Source organism: Pantoea piersonii (assembly GCF_003612015.1).
GTDB classification, from domain to species: domain Bacteria; phylum Pseudomonadota; class Gammaproteobacteria; order Enterobacterales; family Enterobacteriaceae; genus Pantoea; species Pantoea piersonii.
This window is the reverse complement of the sequence record NZ_RARB01000001.1, coordinates 342,515-364,040: the sequence shown is the minus strand read 5'-3', so window position 1 is coordinate 364,040 and position 21,526 is coordinate 342,515. Positions and strand designations below refer to the sequence as shown.

Below are 21,526 nucleotides of genomic sequence, written 5' to 3'. Positions count from 1 at the left end.
AAAAGAGTAATAAGGTTGGGCGCGCGTTCAATCGGCGCGCCCGGCGAAAATCAGACGTCCAGCAGCAGACGCGCCGGATCTTCCAGCAGCTCTTTCACCGCCACCAGATAGCCGACTGATTCACGGCCGTCGATCAGACGGTGATCGTATGAGAGCGCCAGATACATCATCGGCAGCACCACGACCTGACCATTCACCGCCATCGGACGATCCTTGATGGCATGCATGCCCAGGATCGCGCTCTGCGGCGGGTTGATGATCGGCGTCGACATCAGCGAGCCGAAGACGCCGCCGTTGGTGATGGTAAAGTTACCGCCGGTCAGCTCTTCAACCGTCAGCTTGCCGTCGCGGCCTTTCACTGCCAGCTCTTTAATTTTCTTCTCGATGTCCGCCATGCTCAGCGCGTCGACATCTTTCAGCACCGGTGTCACCAGGCCGCGCGGCGTGGAGACTGCGATGCTGACGTCGAAGTAGTTGTGGTAAACCACGTCTTCGCCGTCGATAGAGGCGTTAACTTCCGGGAAACGCTTCAGCGCTTCCACCACCGCCTTCAGATAGAAGGACATAAAGCCCAGACGCACGCCGTGACGCTTCTCGAAGGATTCGCCGTACTGCTTGCGCAGATCCATGATCGGCTTCATGTTCACTTCGTTGAAGGTGGTCAGCATGGCGGTGCTGTTCTTCGCTTCCAGCAGACGCTCGGCCACGCGCTTACGCAGGCGCGTCATCGGCACGCGTTTTTCGCTGCGGTTAGCGACAGCGGTCTGCGGCGCAGCTTCAGCGGCGGCAGGAGCAGCTTTGGCCGCTTCCGGTTTCTTCGCCAGATGTTTTTCCACATCTTCGCGAGTGATACGACCGCCTACGCCGGTGCCTTTAATCTGCGATGCGTCCAGATTGTGCTCGGCAATCAGACGACGGATCGCCGGGCTCAGCGTATCGTTGCTCTCTTCTTCCAGCGACGCCGTCTGACGCTGCGCCGGAGTTGACTCGTTGGTGTCCGCTTTAGCGCTGGTCTCTTTGCCTGCGCTGTTGCCTTCTTTCAGGCGACCCAGGATCTGGCGCGAAGTGACGGTCGCGCCTTCATCTTCCAGTACGGCTTCCAGCACGCCGTCAGCCTGGGCCGGCACTTCCAGTACCACTTTGTCAGTTTCGATCTCTACCAGCACTTCGTCGCGGCTTACCGCATCGCCTGGTTTTTTGTGCCAGGTTGCCACGGTGGCATCGGCAACGGATTCAGGCAGGTCGGGAACGAGAATATCTACGCTACTCATTATCTTTCCTTTTAAATTAACCAAGGTTCAGCGCGTCATTAACCAGGTCTTGCTGCTGTTGTTGATGTACGGACATATAGCCCACAGCCGGCGAAGCGGAAGCCGGACGGCCCGCATAGCGCAGCGAAGCGCCGAACGGAACCACTTCGCGGAAGTGATGCTGGCTGCAATACCATGCGCCCTGATTCAGCGGCTCTTCCTGACACCAGACGAAATCTTGCACATGGGCATAATCTTTTAACGCATCCTGCACCGCTTTATGCGGGAACGGATAGAGCTGCTCGATACGCACGATGGCGACATCGGTCTGCTCGTTTTTACGGCGCTGCTCAAGCAGATCGTAGTAGACCTTACCGGAACAGAGCACCACGCGTTTCACCTGCTGCGGATCGAGCGCATCGATTTCGCCAATCGCGGGCTGGAAGCTGCCGTTAGCCAGTTCGTCCAGCGAAGAGACCGCCAGCGGATGACGCAGCAGCGATTTCGGCGACATGACGATCAGCGGACGGCGCATACCGCGCAGCGCCTGACGACGCAGCATATGGTAGACCTGCGCCGGGGTAGAGGGCACACACACCTGCATGTTCTGCTCTGCGCAGAGCTGCAGATAACGCTCCAGACGCGCTGAAGAGTGTTCCGGGCCCTGACCTTCGTAGCCGTGCGGCAGCAGCATGACCAGACCGCACATGCGGCCCCACTTCTGCTCGCCGGAGCTGATGAACTGGTCAATCACCACCTGCGCGCCGTTGGCGAAGTCGCCGAACTGCGCTTCCCAGATCGTCAGGGTACGCGGTTCAGCGGTGGCGTAGCCATATTCGAACGCCAGCACCGCCTCTTCCGACAGTACGGAGTCCCACACCTTGAACTGCCCCTGTCCATTATGGATATGGTGCAGCGGCGTGTAGGTGGAGCCGTTGGACTGGTTATGGATCACCGCATGGCGATGGAAGAAGGTGCCGCGGCCGGAATCTTCGCCAGAGAGGCGCACCGGAATGCCCTCATCCACCAGCGTGGCGTAGGCCAGGTTCTCCGCGCCGCCCCAGTCGAAAGGCTTGTTGCCTTCGGCCATCTCTTTACGATCATTGTAGATTTTCGCGACGCGTGCCTGCACCTCGACCGCTTCCGGGATCTGGCTGATACGGCGTGCCAGCTCCTGCAGACGTTTCGGTTCGACGGTTGACGGGTAGCTCTCATCCCACTCATGGTTGAGATAAGGCGACCAGGTAAAGGAGTGCAGGCTCATTGGACGCCATTCGGCTACCACGCACTCGCCCGCATCCAGCGCGTCGCGATAGAGATTCACCATCTCGGTCGCGTCTTCCGGGCTGGCGGAGCCTTCCGCCTCCAGACGATCGGCGTAGAGCTTACGCGGCGTCGGATGCTTTTTGATTTTCTGATACATCAGCGGCTGGGTTGCGCTCGGCTCGTCGGCTTCGTTATGGCCGTGACGGCGGTAGCAAACCAGGTCGATAAAGACGTCGCGCTTAAAGGTATTGCGATAATCGAGCGCCAGGCGAGTCACAAACGCCACCGCTTCCGGATCGTCCGCGTTGACGTGGAAAATCGGTGCCAGCACCATCTTACCGATATCGGTACAGTATGGCGTCGAGCGCGCGTCACGCGGGTTGGAGGTGGTGAAGCCCACCTGGTTGTTAATAACGATACGAACGGTGCCGCCGACTTCATAGCCGCGCGCCTGAGACATGTTCAGGGTTTCCTGCACCACGCCCTGGCCGATAACCGCGGCGTCGCCGTGGATAGTGATCGGCAATACCTGATTGCTGCCCGGCGAATCGAGACGATCCAGACGCGCGCGCACCGAACCCATAACTACCGGGCTGACGATTTCCAGATGCGACGGGTTGAACGCCAGCGCCAGATGCACCAGACCGCCTTCGGTCTCCACGTCTGACGAGAAGCCCATATGGTATTTTACGTCGCCGGTGCCGAGGTGATCTTTATGCTTGCCGGAGAACTCGTCGAAGAGATCCTGCGGTTTTTTGCCCAGCACATTGATCAGCACGTTAAGACGACCGCGGTGCGCCATGCCCAGCACGACTTCGCGCGTGCCGCTCTTGCCCGCATGGCGGATCATTTCGCGCAGCATCGGGATCAGCGCATCGCCGCCTTCCAGCGAGAAGCGTTTCGCGCCCGGGAATTTCGCGCCAAGGTATTTTTCCAGCCCTTCTGCCGCGGTCAGCTCTTTCAGGAAACCTTTTTTCTCTTCGCTGCTAAAGGCAGCGCGGCCCGCCACCGATTCCAGGCGCTGCTGGATCCAGCGCTTCTCTTCGGTGTTGTTGATGTGCATGTACTCTGCACCGATGGAGCCGCAATAGGTCTGCTGTAGCGCTTCATAGAGATCGGCCAGCTTCATGGTCTCTTTGCCGATGGCGAAAGAGCCTACGTTAAAGCTTTCCTGAAAATCGGCGTCGGTCAGATCGTGAAAGGCGGGATCGAGGTCAGCGACGCGATCCTGCTTCCACAAACCAAGCGGGTCGAGATTCGCATGCTGATGGCCGCGAAAACGGAAGGCGTTAATCAGCTGCAGGACTTTAACCTGCTTTGAATTGGCGGCCGGATCGGAAACGGTGGAGGTGTAACGAGATGCATCTTTCGCCAGGCGACGAAAGTATTCGCGCGTGGTGGAGTGAAACTGTTCAGGTTTCACGCCGGTGCCCGGCAGCTGTTGGAACATCGTGCGCCATACTGCATCGACAGAGTCCGGATCGGTCAGGAAATCCTCATAGAGTTGCTCTATGTAAGACTGGTTCGCGCCGGCCAGCCAGGAGGAGTCCAGCCAGGGCTTCATCGCGCTGTTCTGCATTGTGATCCCTTAAGCATTACTATGCTTTTTTGAGGTTTCATTTGTTGCCGCTTTCGCGGTTTGCCGTAGTGAGTTCAGCGATACGAGCCTGTGCGCTCACACGCGCCCTGCCCGTAAGGGAACCTTGCTAAGCGTGGCGCCGCCGCGCTTAGCAAGGCTTCCGTAAAACGCCGGGAACCTGAGGTTCCCGGACGGATAAGGTTTTATGCATTCCGTTGCAGCAGCATCGACTTGATATGGCCGATGGCGCGCGTCGGGTTAAGCCCTTTCGGACACACGCTCACACAGTTCATGATGCTGTGACAGCGGAAAACGCTGAAAGCGTCGCTCAGGTTGTCCAGACGCGCATTGGTTTCCGTGTCGCGGCTGTCGATCAGGAAGCGATACGCGGCGAGCAGACCAGCAGGACCGACGAACTTATCCGGGTTCCACCAGAACGACGGACAGGAGGTTGAGCAGCAGGCGCAGAGAATACACTCATACAGGCCATCCAGATGCTCACGCTCGGCAGGCGTCTGCAGATGCTCGCGCGCCGGCGGATTCTCTCCATTATTCAAAAGGTAAGGCTTAATCTTCTCATACTGCGCATAGAATTGCCCCATATCCACAACCAGGTCGCGGATAACCGGCAGGCCCGGTAGCGGACGGATCACAATCTTCTGCTTGCCGTTGCCCAGCGCGGAGACCGGCGTGATGCACGCCAGGCCATTTTTACCGTTCATATTGAGGCCGTCGGAGCCGCACACGCCTTCACGGCAGGAGCGACGAAACGCCAGCGTCGGGTCTTTCTCTTTCAGACGGATGAGCGCATCCAGCAACATCATGTCGCGCCCGTCTTCCGATTCCAGAGTGTAATCCTGCATGCGCGGCGCGGCGTCGACCTCAGGATTGTAGCGATAAATAGAAAACTCGAGTCTCATGATCGTCTCCGCAATTAGTATGTACGCACTTTCGGCGGGAAGGCCGCGCGCAGTTTCGGCTGCATGTTCACCTCGCGGCGCGTCATGCTCTCGGTTTCGGGGACGTAGAGACTGTGGCACAACCAGTTTTCATCATCGCGATCCGGGTAGTCGAATCGACTGTGCGCGCCGCGGCTCTCAGTGCGGAAGTTTGCCGCAACCGCCGTGGCGTAAGCCGTTTCCATCAGGTTATCCAGCTCCAGGCACTCAATACGCTGGGTATTGAAGTCCGGTGAACGGTCATCCAGACGGGCTGATTTCAGACGTTCGCGAATCTGTTTCAGCTCTTCCAGACCCTGCTTCATCGCATCGCCTTCACGGAATACTGAGAAGTTGTTCTGCATGCAGCGCTGCAGCGCTTTACGGATTTCGACCGGATCTTCGCCAGTGGTGTTGTTTTCCCAGCGGTTGAAGCGCGCCATAGCGGCGTCGATCTCTTCCGTCGTGGCGTCGCGCAGCGGACCTTGCTGTTCGATGCACTCCATCAGGTGTACCCCGGCCGCGCGGCCGAACACCACCAGGTCCAGCAGCGAGTTGCCGCCGAGACGGTTGGCGCCGTGCACCGATACGCAGGCGATTTCGCCGACGGCGAACAGCCCAGGAATGACTTCATCTTCGCCCTGCGCATTAACGCGCAGCGCCTGGCCGGTAACTTTGGTCGGAATACCGCCCATCATATAGTGGCAGGTCGGGATAACCGGAATCGGCTCTTTAACCGGATCGGCATGCGCGAAGGTGCGCGACAGCTCCAGGATGCCCGGCAGACGCGATTCCAGCACTTCTGCGCCCAGGTGATCGAGCTTCAGCTTGATGTGCGGGCCCCACGGGCCATCGCAGCCGCGTCCTTCGCGGATTTCGATCATCATAGAACGCGCAACCACGTCGCGGCCTGCCAGATCTTTAGCGTTCGGCGCATAACGCTCCATAAAGCGCTCGCCATGTTTGTTCAGCAGGTAGCCGCCTTCGCCGCGGCAGCCTTCAGTCACCAGTACGCCCGCGCCAGCGATGCCGGTCGGGTGGAACTGCCACATCTCCATATCCTGCACCGGCACGCCTGCGCGCAGCGCCATGCCGACGCCGTCGCCGGTATTGATATGCGCGTTGGTGGTCGACTGGTAGATACGGCCCGCGCCGCCGGTCGCCAGAATAGTCGCTTTCGCTTTGAAGTAGACGGTTTCGCCGGTTTCAATGCAGATCGCCGTACAGCCGACGATGGCGCCATCCTGGTTTTTTACCAGGTCGAGTGCATACCATTCGGAGAAGATAGTGGTTTTGTTCTTCAGGTTCTGCTGATAGAGCGTATGCAGCAGTGCGTGGCCGGTACGGTCCGCCGCCGCCGCGGTGCGTGCCGCCTGCTCGCCGCCGAAATTTTTCGACTGGCCGCCGAACGGACGCTGGTAGACGCGGCCATCCTCCAGACGGGAGAACGGCAGACCCATATGTTCCAGCTCCAGAATCGCTTCCGGGCCGGTTTTACACATATACTCGATCGCGTCCTGGTCGCCGATATAGTCGGAACCTTTGACGGTGTCATACATGTGCCATTCCCAGTTGTCTTCATGGGTATTGCCAAGCGCGACGGTAATGCCGCCCTGCGCAGACACGGTGTGGGAACGGGTCGGAAAAACTTTCGATAACAGGGCGCAGGTCTGGCCCGACTGGGAGATTTGCAATGCGGCACGCATACCTGCGCCGCCTGCGCCGATCACCACGGCATCAAATTCTCTGACTGGCAAATTCATTTACACACCCCACACCACAACAGTTCCATAGATTGCATACCACAGCAGCGCAACCACGATCGCCATCTGCAGAATCAGACGGACGGCCAGATGCTTGACGTAATCGGTCAGCACTTGCCACATTCCAATCCAGCCGTGGATCAGAATGGAGAACAGCGTCAGCAGGGTGAAAACTTTTGTGAATGACGAGGCGAAGAAGCCGCGCCAGACGTCATAGGTCAGCGTATCGGTCAGGGCGATGAAGCCGACAATGTAAATGATGTAGAGCGTAATGAGGATTGCCGAAGCGCGCAGCAGCAGCCAGTCCTGAATGCCACTACGGCCCAACGCGGATGCATTGCTTACCATACGAGAACTCCAGCCAAAATTGAAAGCACGACAGTAATGCCAAAGGAGACCCAGGCGGATTGACGGCCGATAGCCAGCGTCTCAGCCAGGTAACCAAAATCCATCAACATATGACGAATCCCGCCCACCGTGTGGAATGCCAGCGCCGTGAGAATACCCCACAGAATAAACTTCACGAAGAAGCTATCCATAATGGCGGCAGCGTGCTGAAAACCTTCCGGGGAAGAGAGAGAAGTGCCCAGCAACCAGAGCAGGATACCGAGGGCCACAAAGGTAATGACGCCGGAAACGCGGTGGAGAATGGACGATATTGCAGTAACGGGAAACCGGATCGTCGAGAGATCCAAGTTGACAGGTCTTTGTTTTTTCACGGTTTTGCCCACACAGCTCTTTTTTATTTTGCTTCCTCCGGTCCCTGAGGCGGAGTCGAATCACAGGTGTGTTCAGACTTTAACCGTCACCAAATCAGCAACATCCAGTGTTAATTGACGCGGTAGAAACGCTGGGTGGCTCCTGGTGTCAGGGGGTTTCCGGAGACCTGGCGGCAGTATAGGACGATCACATTCTTATTACAATTACCCTACAATCTCTTTGGGTACATTTGAGTGAAACAGTGATCTGACTCACGAATTTCACATTTAATACAAATTTAATTATCTGATTTGACAAAAGTTCAACAATTCAGTTACAAACTAGGGCATCAAACCCCAGTGATGCACAAAAGTTATGGGGATACACTTTCCCCTAAGCACAAGTTATGTAACATTCTGATTGTGAGCACCCTAAAACAACAGGTTGTTGATTACCAGGAAGTTATGTCCAGACCGGATCTTTAACAACCGCGATATGCAGATTTTCATGACTGCCTCGTTCCCTGTCGGGACACGCCTCTCACTCTGTACCCTGCACCCGCGTTGTTACCGCAGAGTGTTATTGTGAAGTAAATGGCGACCGCAACATGACCGCTTTTCAGGTGTCTAAGATCCATACTTACATAAGGCGCTATGGAGACGAAAATGACAGATAAAAAAGTGACGCTAACCCTACAAGATGAATCGGTGCTTGAGCTGGACGTGCTGAAAGGCACGCTGGGCCAGGATGTGGTTGATGTCCGCGCTCTGGGTTCAAACGGCCTGTTCACCTTTGATCCGGGTTTCACTTCTACAGCGTCCTGCGAATCCAAAATCACCTTTATCGATGGCGATGAAGGTATCCTGCTGCATCGTGGCTTCCCTATCGATCAGCTAGCGACCCACTCCAACTATCTGGAAGTGTGCTATATCCTGCTGAACGGCGAAGCGCCAACGCAGCAGCAGTTTGAAGAATTCCGCGAAACCGTGACCCGCCACACCATGATCCATGAGCAGATTACCCGTCTGTTCCACGGCTTCCGTCGCGACTCTCACCCGATGGCGGTAATGTGCGGCGTCACTGGCGCGCTGGCAGCCTTCTACCACGATTCGCTGGATGTGAATAACGAGCGTCACCGTGAAATCGCCGCGTTCCGTCTGCTGTCCAAAATGCCGACCATGGCGGCAATGTGCTACAAATATTCTATCGGCCAGCCTTTTGTTTATCCACGCAACGATCTCTCCTACGCGGGTAACTTCCTGCATATGATGTTCGCTACGCCTTGCGAAGAGTACAAGGTGAACCCGGTGCTGGAGCGCGCCATGGATCGTATTCTGATCCTGCATGCTGACCATGAGCAGAACGCCTCTACCTCTACCGTACGTACCGCTGGCTCTTCCGGCGCCAACCCGTTCGCCTGTATCGCGGCAGGCATCGCCTCGCTGTGGGGACCGGCGCACGGCGGCGCGAACGAAGCCACACTGCGCATGCTGGAAGAGATCAGCACCGTTGAGCATATTCCGGAATTTGTGCGTCGCGCGAAAGACAAAAACGACTCTTTCCGCCTGATGGGCTTCGGTCACCGCGTGTACAAAAACTACGACCCGCGCGCGACCGTTATGCGCGAAACCTGCCACGAAGTGCTGAACGAGCTGGGCATGAAGGATGACCTGCTGGAAGTGGCGATGGAGCTGGAACATATTGCGCTGAACGACCCCTACTTTATCGAGCGCAAACTCTACCCGAACGTCGATTTCTACTCTGGCATTATTCTGAAAGCGATGGGCATTCCGTCATCAATGTTCACTGTGATCTTCGCCATGGCGCGTACCGTCGGCTGGATTGCGCACTGGAAAGAGATGCACGACGAAGGTATGAAAATTGCCCGTCCGCGTCAGCTCTACACTGGCTATACCGAGCGTCAATTCACCTCTGCGCTGAAAAAAGAAGATTAAGGCAATATAAAAAGCGGAGAGAAATCTCCGCTTTTGCTTTTTGGCTCTGTGCCAACGCGGGTAACTGGGCTCGATCGCAAAGTCGCTTTTCGCATCCCTGCTCGCTCGTCCCGCGCCTTCCCTGCCGCGGGACGCTTTGCTCTTCGAGCCCAGTCACCCGCTTCCCGAACTATCGCGCCACCTGTACTGCTCATTTTTCGCTTAGTGCTGGCAGCCGGGACACCAGTAAAAAGGCCGCGAAGAGAGCGTCCCCTTCTGAATAATCTCACCGCAGCGACGACATTTCTTTCCCTGACGATGGAACACTTCAAAGCGAAACGCCGCGCCGTGATGGTACTTCTTCATTGTGCCGCGCATACGGTAAGAGTGACGCGGTATCGCCAGCAGCGCCTCGCTGAGCGTATCAAGCTGCTCATCCGTTAGCGCCTGCGCGCGATGCTGCGCCAGCAGACCCGCCTGCCAGAGGATCTCCACCCGCAGATAGTTGCCCAGACCCGCCAGAAACGCCTGATCGAGCAGCAGCCCGCTAAACTGACGACGGCGAAAGCGCGGCGACAACAGCCTTTCACGCACCGTCGCCACATCAAGCTGCGGATCGAGCACATCTGGCCCGACGCGATTGAGAAACGGATGCGCCGCCAGCGATTCGGCGTTAAGCAACTCAATATCGGAAGCGCTGTAAAGCAGAATGGCGCGATCGGCGACCGCGAGGCGCACGCGCAGCTGGCGTTTCGTTTCCGGCACCTTGTCACTCTCTACCACGCGCCAGACGCCATACAGCTGGTTATGGCTGTAAAGCGTCAGGCCGTTGGAAAAGTGCGTCAGCAGCGCTTTGCCGCGCGTCTCGATGGCGTTGACCTGCTCGCCCAGCAACGCAGGTTCGTAAGTCTTGAGTTCGGGAAAGGCAAACCAGACCTCCGTCAATGGCTTGCCGACAATCGCTTCCTCTAGCTGATCCGCCGCGCGGCGGATCTCCGGTCCTTCTGGCATGCTTGTCCTCTTAGTGCGTTGCGCCGCCGGCGACTTTCAGGTCCGTTTCCGTCTCCAGCGAGACACGAATAGCGATCTCCAGCGCCTGCATAACGTTATCCCGCGCCATGCTGGGCGCGCCTGGATGCTGCGCCGCCTGCTCCGGCAGATAGGGAATATGCACAAAGCCGCCGCGCACGCGGTTGCCCTCGGTATGCAGCCGGTGCAGCAGACCGTACATCACACGATTGCAGGTAAAGGTCCCGGCAGTTTGCGAAACCGACGCGGGAATGGCCGCCTCGCGCAACGCCGCGACAATCGCCTTAATCGGCAGCGTGGAAAAATAGCCTGCCGGTCCGTCTGCCACAATCGGCTCGTCCACCGGCTGCTGCCCTGCGTTATCGGGAATACGCGCATCATCGACGTTAATGCCGATGCGCTCCAGGGTAATATCGCTGCGGCCGCCCGCCTGTCCGACCGACAGAATCAAATCGGGCTGTACCTCATCCATCGCGGCGTAAAGCACCCCCAGCACGTCGCTGAAGACGACCGGCAGCTGGCGCGCCACAATGCGCGCGCCGCCGAGCGTTTTGCCGTCAAGCGCACGTACCGCCTCCCAGGAAGGGTTAAGACTTTCGCCGCCGAAAGGTTCAAATGCCGTCACCAATACAGTCTTCATATGGACCTCATCGGAACATTAAGAAATAGAGCAGGAACACGTTAACGATTAACAGTAGCACACCGGTCGGCACCTGAGCCTTGATCACCGCATTGCGATCCGGCAGCTCCAGCAGCGCGGCGGGCACGATATTGAAGTTGGCCGCCATCGGCGTCATCAGCGTACCGCAGTAGCCCGAGAACATGCCTATCGCCGCCATAACGGCGGGATCGCCGTGGTGCTGCAGCACCAGAATGGGAATGCCGACGCCAGCGGTAATAATGGGGAAAGCGGCAAAAGCGTTGCCCATAACCATGGTCAGCAGCGCCATGCCAACGGTATAGACCGTCACGGCGACGAAGCGGTTATCGACGGCCAGGTAGCTCTCCGTCAGATGCGAAATCGCGCTGCCGACCCCTGCGCTGGTAAACAGCAGACCAAGCGTGGCAAGGATTTGCGGCAGGATAAAGGCCCAGCCGATCGCATCCAGCAGGCGTCGCGTCTCCTGCATCGACTGTACCGGCTTCTCATGCGTCATCTTTAGCGCAATCAGCCAGCCGAGCAGGCAGCCAGTCATCATGGAGAAGAGCGTTACCAGCGTCGAATGGTTGCCTGCGCCGAACACCGCCTCCTGCAGGCCGGGAATATGGTTAAAGGCCAGCACGCCGACCACCGTCACGACCGGGATCGCCAGCGCGGGCAGAAACAGCTTATTGCCGAGACGGCGAGCGCTTGCCTGCTTCTCCTCGTCGCTGCGCTGATGGTAACGTCCGAGCCGCACACCGCCGCAGCCGGCGATCAGCGCCATCGCGACCACCAGTACGCCAACCAGAATGTGCAGATAGCGTGTGCCCAGCTCCGGCGTGCCGGCCAGCGCGCTCATCATCTGCGTGGTCCAGTCGCCGACCAGAAAAATCAGACCATACAGCGCCCAGAACAGCCCGGTCGTCAGACGGCGCGGGTTATGGGTGTCGCGCCAGGAGAGCAGCGCGACCACCAGCAGAATAAGTCCCGCCAGCCACATCAGATATTGTTGTTGAAACATCAGCGGCCTCCTTTCGCTTTCAGCGCTTCGTTGTTCAGCACGCGCAACTCGCGCGCCAGCCTGCGATCGAGGCGCACCAGGCGCGTCGAGTGGATAAGAAAGGCGGCCACGGCGGTAGGAATGCCCCAGACCGCGATATGCAGCGGTTCGGTCTGAATATTGGCTGACTCCAGCATAAAGTTGTGCATAAAAATAATCGCGCCGAAGGCAACGAAAATATCTTCGCCGAAGAACAGCCCGACGTTATCTGTCGCTGCCGACATGGCGCGCAGGCGATGCCGCACCTCGGGTGAAATCTCGCCGTAACGGCTTTCGGTCGCGCCTTCGGCCATCGGCGCGAGCAGCGGACGCACCATCTGCGGATGACCGCCGAGGCTGGTCAGGCCGAGTGCCGCCGTAATCTCACGCACAAAGAGATAGACGATCAGCAAACGCCCGGCGGTGGCGGTTTTAATTTGCGCAATCCAGGTCTGCGCGCGCTCTTTCAGGCCGTGTCGCTCCAGCAGGCCGATAACCGCCAGCGGCAGCAGCAGGATCAGCGGCAGGTTGCGCGTATTCAGAAAGCCCGCACCCAGTTTTTCCAGAATATCGCTCAGCGGCATCAGCGCGGCAAAGCCGGTGACGAAGCCGGCGACAATCACCACCAGTACCGGATTGAAGCGCAGCAAAAAGCCGATCACGATGGCTGCGATGCCCAGCAGCGGCCAGAGGTTTATCACATTATCCATGTTGACCCTTATGTTGAAAAACCCGGCTGCGAGGCCGGGCAAAGTATGAAAAATCAGGCGCTGGTGACGGCGATCCCCTCGGCAGCGAAGCGATCGCGCAGACGCTGCGCAAACAATAAGGCGTGCGCGCCGTCGCCGTGCAGACAAACGGTTTGCGCATTAACGGCGATCCACTCGCCGCTGATGCTTTCTACTTTTCCCTCTTTAACCATCGACAGCGTTTGCTGGATAGCGCGCTCTTCCTCTTCGATCATCGCGCCCGGCTGGCTGCGCGGCACCAGCGCGCCGCTGCTGAGATAGCCGCGGTCGGCGAACACCTCTTCGCGCGTGCGCAGACCGTGATGCACCGCGGCGCGCACGGATTCGCTGCCCGCCAGCCCAACCAGGATCAGGCGTGCGTCGACCGCTTTTACCGCGCGGGCGATGGCATCCGCCAGCGCCGGGTCGGCTGCAGCCTGGTTATAGAGCATCCCGTGCGGCTTAACGTGCATCAGCGTCTCCCCTTCACTTTCCGCCAGGCTTTTCAGCGCGCCGATTTGATAGATCATCTGCGCGTAGACCGTTTCCGGCGGGAGCTGCATTGCCGTGCGGCCAAAGTTCTCCCGATCCGGGAAGCTCGGATGCGCGCCAATCGCAACGCCAAATTCTTTTGCCCAGCGCACCGACTGCAGCATGGTTTCAGCATCGCCGGCATGAAAGCCGCAGGCGATATTGGCCGAACTGACCAGCTGTAGCAGCGCGCGATCGCTGCCGCTGCCTTCACCGAGATCGGCATTCAGATCAATTTTCATCAGCAAGTCCCCATGCCATATGGTCGAGTGCGCGCTGCTGATGCATGCGTGCCTGCATGGCGACCGGCAGCGAACACTGGATAAAGTGAATCGGCTCGCCCAGACGGATCTGCGCCAGCTGATAGAGATCGGCGTCGATAACGCAGGCGATGCGCGGATAGCCGCCGGTGGTCTGCGCATCGGCCATCAGCACGATCGGCTGCCCGTTTGGCGGCACCTGCACCACGCCGGGCACCAGCCCGTGCGACAGCAGCTCGCGCGAGGTTTCGCGCTTCAGTTCCGGTCCCTGCAGGCGATAGCCCATGCGGTTGCTCTGCGGGCTGAGCATCCAGGGCGTACGCCAGAAGGCCATCTGCGCCTCGCGGCTGAATTCATTATATTCCGGCCCCGGCAGCGCGCGGATGCGGTTACTCCACAGCAGCTGGCGGACGCCTGCTTTACGGGTGAAGAGCTGCGTCGGCTTGCCGAGCGGCAGCCGGTCGCCATCTTCCAGCTTGCGCCCCTGCCAGCCGCCAAAGCCCGCTTTGAGATCGGTGCTGACGGAGCCGAGCATCGGCTCGACGTCGAAGCCGCCGTGGATTGCCAGATAGCTGCGCATGCCGTGCAGCGGCATAGAGAGCGTCAGCACCTGCCCTTTTTTCACCGGCAGCCGCCAGCCGGTCCAGACCGGCTTATCGTCCAGTTCGGCGTTGCAGGCCGCGCCGGTCAGGGCGAACCAGCCGTCACGCATAAATTCCGCTTTAAACTGGCCTAATACGATCTCCAGCACCGCGCTGTCTGGAGCATTGCCGACCAGCAAATTCGCGGTGCGCATTGCAGGCAAATCGAGTACGCCACCGACGCTGATGCCGGACTGACGCCAGCCGGTGCGGCCACTGTCCTGTAAGGTGGTGGCCAGTCCTGCGCGCAATATCCTTAACATATGCCCTCCTTTTGCGGCACAAAGCGCACGCTGTCGCCGGGCCGCAGCAGCGTCGGCGGCTGCTGTTGTGGGTTAAACAGCGCAACGGGCGTCTGCCCCAGCAGCTGCCAGCCGCCGGGCGTCGCGAGCGGATAGATGCCGGTCTGGCTGCCGCCAATGCCTACCGAACCGGCCGGAACGCTCAGGCGCGGCTCAGCGCGACGTGGGGTGTGGAGACGGCTGTCAAGGCCGCCAAGATAAGGGAATCCCGGCTGAAAACCGATAAAATAGACCATGTAGTCGATGCTGCTGTGCAGCTCTACTACCTGCTTTGGCGTCAGGCCGGCGTGATCGGCGACTACCTGCAGATCCGGCCCGGCCTCGTTGCCGTATATCACCGGAATTTCCACCAGCCGCGACGTCGCCTCCAGCGCCTCGCTCTCTTCCCACCAGCGCTGCAGATGTTCAATAGCGTCCAGCGCGCTCTGCTGCGGGTCGCGCAGCAGCAGCGTAATGTTGTTCATGCCTGGAATAACTTCCGCCACCTGCTCATGCTGTTGCAGATGCTGCGTCAACCCCCAAATGCGCTGCTGGCTTTGCAGCGATACCGGTGGTTCAAGCTCCAGCACCACCGCCTGTTCACCAAGCAGATAACATCGTGCTCGTTGCAAATCCCACCTCCACTTTTCCGCTACGCTATCCGCGCGGCGGCTGACGATTATCAGAATAAAGCGAATAGTTATGCGAAAGTGTCAGAACGGTGTCAACAGATTTGCGCCCGAAAGCGGGCGCATAACAGGAGAAAAATCAGGCGGGATTGGGAATATCGATGAAGGTAACCTCAAGGCCGTGCTGTTCGGCCAGCCATTCACCCAGCGCTTTGATGCCACCGCGCTCGGTAGCGTGGTGACCGGCGGCGAAGAAATGGATCCCCTGTTCGCGAGCGCTGTGAATCGTCTGCTCGGAGACCTCGCCGGTAATATAGGCGTCCACGCCGAAGGCGGCTGCGCTGTCTATAAAGCCCTGGCCGCCGCCGCTGCACCAGGCGACGCGGCGGATCTGCGCCGGAGCGTTATCGCCGCAGTGCAGCGGCGCGCGTCCCAGTCTCTCTTCGATGCGCTGCGCCAGCGCCTCGCCGCTCAGCGGCGTCGCCAGCTCGCCCCAGAAAACCAGCGGCTGCACTTCGCCTTTTACCTCGATATCCAGCAGCTTCGCCAGCTGAGCATTGTTGCCCAGCGTCGGGTGCGCGTCGAGCGGCAGATGCCAGCCGTAAAGATTAATGTCGTTCGCCAGCAGCGCGCGCAGACGGTTACGCTTCATACCTTTGATGACCGCTGGCTCGCTTTTCCAGAAGTAACCGTGATGCACCAGAATCGCATCGGCGTTGCGCGCCACGGCTTCATCCACCAGCGCCTGACAGGCAGTAACACCGGTAATCAGGGTTTTTACGTCTGTTCGTCCCTCAACCTGCAGTCCGTTAGGCGCGTAGTCGCTAAAGGCGCCGCTGTTTAGCTGCTGGTTGACGATATTTTCAAGTTCATAGTGATTCATAACGGCTCCGGCCGCCTCAGGCTGCGTTTTTCGCGCGCACAAAGGCGTCTAATGTCTTTTTACGTGCCTGCTTATGTTCCACGATTGGCGAGGGATAATCGAGTCTCTTGTGGTTTTTCTCTGCCCAGCGCTGCGGCTGATGGATATCGCTGTCCGGCACCTCTTTCAGCTCCGGCAGCCACTGACGGATAAAAGCGCCCTGACTGTCGAAGCGCTCGCCCTGCGTCGTCGGGTTAAAAATGCGGAAGTACGGCACGGGATCGGTTCCCGTCGACGCCGCCCACTGCCAGCCGCCGTTATTCGCCGCCAGATCGCCGTCAATCAGGTTTTGCATGAAATAACGCTCCCCTTCATGCCAGTCGATCAGCAGATCTTTAACCAGGAAGCTGGCGGTTATCATACGCAGCCGGTTGTGCATCCACCCCAGCGCTTTCATCTGCCGCATCGCCGCGTCGACGATGGGGTACCCGGTTTTGCCTGTTTTCCACGCGGTAAAGTGCTCCTCGTTGCGCTGCCAGTCAACATGCCGCGTCCATTCAACAAAGGGCTGATGCCTGCAAAGCGCTGGAAAAGCCACCATCAGATGGCGATAAAACTCGCGCCAGATAAGCTCATTAAGCCAGGTAAAGAGCCTGCTCTCCTCCAGCGCGCGCGGATGCTCTTTCAGCACGCGATGCAGGCACTGGCGCGGCGACAGCACGCCGGTAGCGAGATAGACCGACAGGCGGCTGGTGCCATCCACCGACGGCGTGTCGCGCGCCACGCAGTAATCGGTTATCGGCTGTCGGGCAAAATGGCGCAGACGCTGCAGCGCCGCGTTTTCCCCCGGCGGGAAACGCTCGCGATCGTACTCTTCCATGGGGTAGTCAAAGCGCTCCGCGGCCTTTATTACCTTCACGGCGCCGCCGCTACGCGGTTTCGGCGCGCTGACGCACGCCGGCAGGGCAAGCTGCAGACGGCGCACGAAGGCTTTACTGAAGGGGGTATAGACTTTGTACATCTTGCCGTCGCCGGTCTGGACGCTGCCCGGCGCCAGCATAACGCTGTCATCAAATCCCTGGCATACCACGCCCGCCCGATCGAGGCGCTTTTCCGCCTCGGCATCGCGCTTACGCTCGTTCAGCTCATACTGATAATTGTAAAACAGCGCATCGACGCGGTGACGCTCGCAAAAGGCGACCAGCAGGTCAACCGACGCGGCAAAATCGTCGCACGCTTGCGTCAGCAGTTCAATGCCGCGATCGGCCAGCGCCTGTTGCAGCTCCAGCAGGCTGTCATAGATAAAAGCTGCCTGCTTCGGCGCCATGTCATGCTGACGCCACTGCTGTGGCGTTGCAATAAAGAGCGCGATCACCTTCGCATCGGCGTCGCGGCAGGCGGCGTTCAGCGCCAGATTGTCATTTATGCGTAAGTCATTACGCAGCCAGACCAGATGCGTGCGCATATTACTGGCCGTAACGCAGGCGCAGCGCCTCCGGGTAGGGATCGAAATAGCGCTGCTGCGTCAGCCAGGGATGCGGATACTGCGACATATAGTGTTTCAGCATGGTGATAGGCGCCAGCAGCGGCTGAACGCCGCAGCGGTAGCGATCAATCAGCTCTGCCAGTTCCTGACGCTGCGGCGAGCTAAGCTGTCGACGGAAATAGCCCTGCGCATGCATCAGCACGTTGGTATGGTTGCGACGCGTCGCAGGCTGCGACAGCAACGCCATCATGCGGTTACGGTATTCAAAGGCGAAAGCCTCCAGCGAATCCCACTGGCTCATCGAGGCGACAAACGGTCCAAGCTCACGATATTTTTCCTGTGAATGCGCCAGCATCAGCAGCTTGTAGCGGCTGTGGAAAGCGATAAGCTGCGCGCGCGTCAGACCCCGCTTACACATCTGATTGAATTCGTGCAGTGCGCAGATGCGCCCAACGAAGTTTTCGCGCAGCGCCGGATCGTGCAGACGGCCATCCTCTTCGACAGGCAGCCAGGGCATTTCCGCCGTTAGCCTCTCAGCAAAGAGCCCCATGCCCGCTTTACGATTGTTGTTGGTGTCAGGTTCATAGACGCGCACGCGTTCCATGCCGCAGCTGGGTGATTTTGCGCACAGAATATAGCCGCACAGATGATGCAGGGATGTTACCCGTTCGGCTGACCAGTCGCGCATCTGCTGGGTCAGCTCTTCGCCGCCCTCTTTACTGAAGCAGAGATGGATCTCTTCATCGCTCTGTTTCACCAGCCGCAGGGCCGGGCGCGGCGTCGGCAAGCCAATCGCCATTTCGGGGCAAATCGGTTCGAAACGTACAAAAGGCGCAAGCTCGTTGACGGCGAACGCCAGACGTTTATGACCGCCGTCAAAACGGACTTGTTCTCCCAGCAGGCAGGCACTGATACCCAGCGGAATTTTTACGCTCATACTTGTACAACCTCCGAAATCTTGTAGAGGTTTAAGTGTAGCTGAAAATAGAATGAATAACAGCCTCATCCCAGGGCTGGAGAGGGTTTTCTCTGTGACGGGGCTTCAGAAACAACAAAGCCCGATAGCATGATCGGGCTCTGTTTCGCTATGCCAGCGCATTACCAGAAAACGCCGCCTGCGGCTTCCGTTTGCGCCAGCCAGACCGGCTTGGCGCTGGTTTTGCACCACATACGATGCAGATAGCTGTAGAAGCGCGCCCGGTCCTGACGAAACAACATCACCGGCAGCGCCGTTACGCCCAGCAGGATAACCAGCGCACGACGCAGGAAAATTTTATAGAAGGGATATTTCTGGTACATCGTTGGCCTCCTTTGAAGCAGCGGCTGAAATGTGATCTTGCTCAGATATTACGCTGCCCTGTGTAATTTTACTACTCATCCGACCACTATTTTTGGCTTTAAAGACTCAGTTTCAGATAATAGTGAAAGTAAGTTACAAAATGGTTAATCCTCTGATCGCTTTATGATCAATACGCAGCCTGTGGTTTTGCTGATAAAGTAGCGACAGGTTTTCAGGCAGGGAGCAGCGCCGCGTGGCCACCGTATTAATTGTTGAAGATGAAAAAGAGATCCGGCGTTTTGTTCGTCTCGCGCTGGAAGGAGAAGCGCTCAAAGTCGTTGATGCCGATACGCTGCAGCGCGGCCTGATTGAAGCAGCCACGCGCAAGCCCGATCTGGTGATCCTCGATTTAGGTCTGCCTGACGGCGACGGGCGCGATTTTATTCGCGATCTGCGTCAGTGGAGCGCCGTACCGGTCATTGTGCTGTCGGCACGCGTCGATGAGCAGGATAAAATAGATGCGCTGGACGTCGGCGCGGATGATTATCTGACGAAGCCCTTCGGCATTGGCGAGCTGCTGGCGAGGGTGCGCGTGGCGCTGCGCCGCCATCCGGGGCAGCAGCCGGAGCCGGTGATTCGCTTTAGCGATGTCAGCGTAGACCTGGCCGCGCGCCGCGTACTGCGCGCCGGGCAGGAAATTCACCTGACGCCGATTGAATTTCGCCTGCTGGGCATTTTGCTGAACAATATCGGGAAAGTGCTGACGCAGCGCCAGTTGCTGAGTCAGGTCTGGGGGCCGAATGCGGTTGAGCACAGCCACTATCTGCGCATCTATATGGCGCACTTGCGGCAAAAGCTGGAGGCAGATCCAACGCAGCCAAAACATTTGCTGACTGAAACCGGCATCGGCTACCGCTTTATGCCATAAAAAAGCGCCCAGAGGGCGCTGATATAAGCAGGTAATGTGAAAGGTGGGCGAGCGGACCATGAAATCCGCCGGGCGCCCTGGCCTGTTGCTCCAGAGTGCCTCAGCCCACCTCTTCTGTCAGGCGTTTTTCAGCACTTCGCTAACAATCTCTACCGCTTCTTTCTCGATCTGCGCGCGATGTTCCGCACCCAGGAAGCTCTCGCAGTAAATCTTGTAAGCGTCTTCGGTGCCTGACGGACGCGCGGCGAACCAGCCGTTTTCCGTCATCACTTTCAGACCGCCGATAGACGCGCCATTGCCCGGCGCTGCCGTCAGACGCGCGGTAATGGGATCGCCCGCCAGCGTATCGGCGCTGACCATCTCCGGTGACAGCTTAGAGAGAGCCGCTTTCTGGGCAGAGGTCGCAGGCGCCTGCAAACGGTTGTAGCTCGGCGCGCCGAAGCGAGCAGCCAGCTCGTCATAGTGCTGCTGTGGGTTCTTGCCGGTAACCGCGGTAATCTCCGCCGCCAGCAGGCAAAGAATGATGCCGTCTTTATCGGTTGACCAGGCAGAGCCGTCGAAGCGCAGGAAAGACGCGCCTGCGCTCTCTTCGCCGCCGAAACCGAGGCTGCCGTCGAACAGGCCGTCAACGAACCACTTAAAGCCCACCGGCACTTCCACCAGCTTACGGCCAATATCGTTAACCACGCGGTCGATCATTGCGCTGGAGACCAGCGTTTTGCCTACGGCGACCTCTTTGCCCCACTGCGGACGATGCTGGAACAGATAATTGATAGCAACGGCCAGATAGTGGTTCGGGTTCATCAGGCCTGACGGCGTCACGATGCCGTGACGGTCATAGTCAGGGTCGTTGCCGAACGCCAGATCGAACTTGTCCTTATACGCCAGCAGACCCGCCATGGCGCACTCGGAAGAGCAGTCCATACGTACCACGCCATCTTTATCCAGATGCATAAAGCGGAAGGTCTGGTCGATTGCATCGTTCACGATGGTGAGATCGAGTTTGTAATGCTCAGCGATGCGCTTCCAGTACTCCATGCCGGAGCCGCCCAGCGGATCAACGCCCAGCTTCAGACCCGCTTTCTGAATAGCGGCAAAGTCGATCACCTGCGCCAGCCCTTCAACATAGGGCTGAATCAGATCTTTCTCGACGATACGGCCGCTCGCCCACGCCTGATCCAGCGGCAGACGTTTTACCTCTTGCAAGCCTGCTTTGATCAGCTGGTTAGCGCGATCCTCCACCACTTTCGTGACGTTGGTGTCGGCCGGGCCGCCATTCGGCGGATTGTATTTAATGCCGCCATCTTCCGGCGGGTTGTGCGACGGCGTAATGACGATGCCGTCCGCCTGCGCGCCGCCCTGCTTGTTGTGCTCAAGGATAGCGTTAGAGATAGCGGGCGTCGGGGTATAGCCATTGTCCTGCTGCACAATGACGTCTACGCCGTTAGCGGCCAGCACTTCCAGCACCGACAGAATCGCTGGCTCAGAGAGCGCGTGCGTATCTTTACCGACATAGCAGGGACCGGTGATGCCGTTTTTCTTGCGCTCTTCGGCTATCGCCTGGGCGATCGCCAGAATATGCTGCTCGTTAAAGCTCTGACGGCCTGCGCTACCACGATGCCCGGAGGTGCCGAATTTCACCGCATGGTCCGGGTTCGCCACGTCGGGCTGCAGGACATAATACTGTGATGTTAACTGTGCAACGTTAATCAAATCGCTCTGCTGGGCGGGTTGCCCGGCACGGGGGTGACTGGCCATTGG

At 58.6% G+C, this 21,526-nt stretch carries 20 protein-coding genes; 2 read left to right on the top strand and 18 right to left on the bottom strand.

Features of this window, described 5'->3' with window-relative positions; genetic code table 11:
• Positions 1-50: 50 nt before the first annotated feature.
• From odhB to sdhC, 6 genes are all read right to left on the bottom strand, one after another.
• The gene (gene odhB, locus D7S44_RS01795) at positions 51-1,271 is read right to left on the bottom strand and encodes a 2-oxoglutarate dehydrogenase complex dihydrolipoyllysine-residue succinyltransferase (RefSeq protein ID WP_120451473.1); all 1,221 of its coding nucleotides are present in this window, start codon (positions 1,269-1,271) and stop codon (positions 51-53) included.
• 16 nt (positions 1,272-1,287) lie between these two features.
• Entirely contained in the window at positions 1,288-4,095 is a 2,808-nt protein-coding gene (gene sucA / locus D7S44_RS01790) for a 2-oxoglutarate dehydrogenase E1 component (protein ID WP_120451471.1), read from the bottom strand.
• Between the two features lie 203 nt (positions 4,096-4,298).
• Positions 4,299-5,015: a succinate dehydrogenase iron-sulfur subunit gene (locus D7S44_RS01785; protein ID WP_120451469.1), complete on the bottom strand. Its 717-nt coding sequence runs from the start codon at positions 5,013-5,015 to the stop codon at positions 4,299-4,301.
• A 14-nt stretch (positions 5,016-5,029) separates the two neighbouring features.
• Positions 5,030-6,796: a succinate dehydrogenase flavoprotein subunit gene (gene sdhA, locus D7S44_RS01780; RefSeq protein WP_120451467.1), complete on the bottom strand. Its 1,767-nt coding sequence runs from the start codon at positions 6,794-6,796 to the stop codon at positions 5,030-5,032.
• Entirely contained in the window at positions 6,797-7,144 is a 348-nt protein-coding gene (gene sdhD / locus D7S44_RS01775) for a succinate dehydrogenase membrane anchor subunit (protein WP_120451465.1), read from the bottom strand. It abuts the gene before it with no gap.
• Positions 7,138-7,527 (bottom strand): succinate dehydrogenase cytochrome b556 subunit, encoded by a 390-nt coding sequence (gene sdhC / locus D7S44_RS01770; RefSeq protein WP_081136285.1) that lies wholly within the window; start codon positions 7,525-7,527, stop codon positions 7,138-7,140. The genes sdhD and sdhC overlap by 7 nt, the downstream gene beginning before the upstream one ends.
• 633 nt (positions 7,528-8,160) lie before the next feature.
• Here sdhC and D7S44_RS01765 point away from each other — a divergent pair.
• Complete coding sequence (locus D7S44_RS01765) at positions 8,161-9,450, top strand: citrate synthase (protein WP_120451463.1); 1,290 nt, start codon at positions 8,161-8,163, stop codon at positions 9,448-9,450.
• Between the two features lie 201 nt (positions 9,451-9,651).
• On the opposite strand, the gene nei is transcribed toward D7S44_RS01765, so the two are convergent.
• The 11 genes from nei to D7S44_RS01710 all read right to left on the bottom strand — a co-directional run bounded on the left by nei (position 9,652) and on the right by D7S44_RS01710 (position 18,857).
• The gene (gene nei, locus D7S44_RS01760) at positions 9,652-10,440 is read right to left on the bottom strand and encodes an endonuclease VIII (RefSeq protein ID WP_120451461.1); all 789 of its coding nucleotides are present in this window, start codon (positions 10,438-10,440) and stop codon (positions 9,652-9,654) included.
• A gap of 10 nt (positions 10,441-10,450) precedes the next feature.
• Positions 10,451-11,098 carry a pyroglutamyl-peptidase I gene (gene pcp, locus D7S44_RS01755; protein WP_120451460.1) on the bottom strand — a complete coding sequence of 216 codons (648 nt, stop codon included), beginning with the start codon at positions 11,096-11,098 and terminating at the stop codon, positions 10,451-10,453.
• A 7-nt stretch (positions 11,099-11,105) separates the two neighbouring features.
• Positions 11,106-12,122: a DUF979 domain-containing protein gene (locus D7S44_RS01750; RefSeq protein WP_120451458.1), complete on the bottom strand. Its 1,017-nt coding sequence runs from the start codon at positions 12,120-12,122 to the stop codon at positions 11,106-11,108.
• A complete protein-coding gene (locus D7S44_RS01745) occupies positions 12,122-12,850 on the bottom strand; it encodes a DUF969 domain-containing protein (RefSeq protein ID WP_120451456.1) in 729 nt (242 codons plus the stop codon). Before D7S44_RS01745 ends, D7S44_RS01750 begins: the two co-directional genes overlap by 1 nt.
• A 53-nt stretch (positions 12,851-12,903) precedes the next feature.
• Positions 12,904-13,641 carry a 5-oxoprolinase subunit PxpA gene (gene pxpA / locus D7S44_RS01740; protein ID WP_120451454.1) on the bottom strand — a complete coding sequence of 246 codons (738 nt, stop codon included), beginning with the start codon at positions 13,639-13,641 and terminating at the stop codon, positions 12,904-12,906.
• A complete protein-coding gene (gene pxpC, locus D7S44_RS01735) occupies positions 13,631-14,563 on the bottom strand; it encodes a 5-oxoprolinase subunit PxpC (protein ID WP_120451452.1) in 933 nt (310 codons plus the stop codon). Before pxpC ends, pxpA begins: the two co-directional genes overlap by 11 nt.
• A complete protein-coding gene (pxpB, locus tag D7S44_RS01730; protein WP_120451450.1) occupies positions 14,557-15,213 on the bottom strand; it encodes a 5-oxoprolinase subunit PxpB in 657 nt (218 codons plus the stop codon). Before pxpB ends, pxpC begins: the two co-directional genes overlap by 7 nt.
• Positions 15,214-15,349: 136 nt before the next feature.
• Positions 15,350-16,093 carry a type 2 GTP cyclohydrolase I gene (locus tag D7S44_RS01725; protein ID WP_120451448.1) on the bottom strand — a complete coding sequence of 248 codons (744 nt, stop codon included), beginning with the start codon at positions 16,091-16,093 and terminating at the stop codon, positions 15,350-15,352.
• Between the two features lie 16 nt (positions 16,094-16,109).
• Positions 16,110-17,537 carry a deoxyribodipyrimidine photo-lyase gene (gene phrB / locus D7S44_RS01720; protein ID WP_120451446.1) on the bottom strand — a complete coding sequence of 476 codons (1,428 nt, stop codon included), beginning with the start codon at positions 17,535-17,537 and terminating at the stop codon, positions 16,110-16,112.
• A gap of 1 nt (position 17,538) precedes the next feature.
• A complete protein-coding gene (locus tag D7S44_RS01715) occupies positions 17,539-18,495 on the bottom strand; it encodes a YbgA family protein (RefSeq protein ID WP_120451444.1) in 957 nt (318 codons plus the stop codon).
• Positions 18,496-18,656: 161 nt separating this feature from the next.
• The gene (locus D7S44_RS01710; RefSeq protein WP_120451442.1) at positions 18,657-18,857 is read right to left on the bottom strand and encodes a YbfA family protein; all 201 of its coding nucleotides are present in this window, start codon (positions 18,855-18,857) and stop codon (positions 18,657-18,659) included.
• A gap of 233 nt (positions 18,858-19,090) precedes the next feature.
• On the opposite strand from D7S44_RS01710, the gene kdpE reads away from it, so the two are divergent.
• Positions 19,091-19,765 (top strand): two-component system response regulator KdpE, encoded by a 675-nt coding sequence (gene kdpE / locus D7S44_RS01705; RefSeq protein WP_120451441.1) that lies wholly within the window; start codon positions 19,091-19,093, stop codon positions 19,763-19,765.
• A 117-nt stretch (positions 19,766-19,882) separates the two neighbouring features.
• Here the strand turns inward: kdpE and pgm are convergent, their stop codons facing one another.
• Positions 19,883-21,523, bottom strand: coding sequence for a phosphoglucomutase (alpha-D-glucose-1,6-bisphosphate-dependent) (gene pgm / locus D7S44_RS01700; protein ID WP_120451439.1), 1,641 nt, complete (start codon positions 21,521-21,523; stop codon positions 19,883-19,885).
• Between the last annotated feature and the right edge of the window lie 3 nt (positions 21,524-21,526).

Bases quoted from the DNA above. Each gene is read 5' to 3' on its own strand.
- D7S44_RS01710 (WP_120451442.1), bottom strand. From the start codon at position 18,857: ATGTACCAGAAATATCCCTTCTATAAAATTTTCCTGCGTCGTGCGCTG.
- pgm (WP_120451439.1), bottom strand. From the start codon at position 21,523: ATGGCCAGTCACCCCCGTGCCGGGCAACCCGCCCAGCAGAGCGATTTG.
- pcp (WP_120451460.1), bottom strand. From the start codon at position 11,098: ATGAAGACTGTATTGGTGACGGCATTTGAACCTTTCGGCGGCGAAAGT.
- D7S44_RS01725 (WP_120451448.1), bottom strand. From the start codon at position 16,093: ATGAATCACTATGAACTTGAAAATATCGTCAACCAGCAGCTAAACAGC.
- sdhA (WP_120451467.1), bottom strand. From the start codon at position 6,796: ATGAATTTGCCAGTCAGAGAATTTGATGCCGTGGTGATCGGCGCAGGC.
- sdhD (WP_120451465.1), bottom strand. From the start codon at position 7,144: ATGGTAAGCAATGCATCCGCGTTGGGCCGTAGTGGCATTCAGGACTGG.
- pxpA (WP_120451454.1), bottom strand. From the start codon at position 13,641: ATGAAAATTGATCTGAATGCCGATCTCGGTGAAGGCAGCGGCAGCGAT.
- phrB (WP_120451446.1), bottom strand. From the start codon at position 17,537: ATGCGCACGCATCTGGTCTGGCTGCGTAATGACTTACGCATAAATGAC.
- D7S44_RS01750 (WP_120451458.1), bottom strand. From the start codon at position 12,122: ATGTTTCAACAACAATATCTGATGTGGCTGGCGGGACTTATTCTGCTG.
- sucA (WP_120451471.1), bottom strand. From the start codon at position 4,095: ATGCAGAACAGCGCGATGAAGCCCTGGCTGGACTCCTCCTGGCTGGCC.
- D7S44_RS01785 (WP_120451469.1), bottom strand. From the start codon at position 5,015: ATGAGACTCGAGTTTTCTATTTATCGCTACAATCCTGAGGTCGACGCC.
- D7S44_RS01715 (WP_120451444.1), bottom strand. From the start codon at position 18,495: ATGAGCGTAAAAATTCCGCTGGGTATCAGTGCCTGCCTGCTGGGAGAA.
- odhB (WP_120451473.1), bottom strand. From the start codon at position 1,271: ATGAGTAGCGTAGATATTCTCGTTCCCGACCTGCCTGAATCCGTTGCC.
- nei (WP_120451461.1), bottom strand. From the start codon at position 10,440: ATGCCAGAAGGACCGGAGATCCGCCGCGCGGCGGATCAGCTAGAGGAA.
- D7S44_RS01765 (WP_120451463.1), top strand. From the start codon at position 8,161: ATGACAGATAAAAAAGTGACGCTAACCCTACAAGATGAATCGGTGCTT.
- pxpC (WP_120451452.1), bottom strand. From the start codon at position 14,563: ATGTTAAGGATATTGCGCGCAGGACTGGCCACCACCTTACAGGACAGT.
- D7S44_RS01745 (WP_120451456.1), bottom strand. From the start codon at position 12,850: ATGGATAATGTGATAAACCTCTGGCCGCTGCTGGGCATCGCAGCCATC.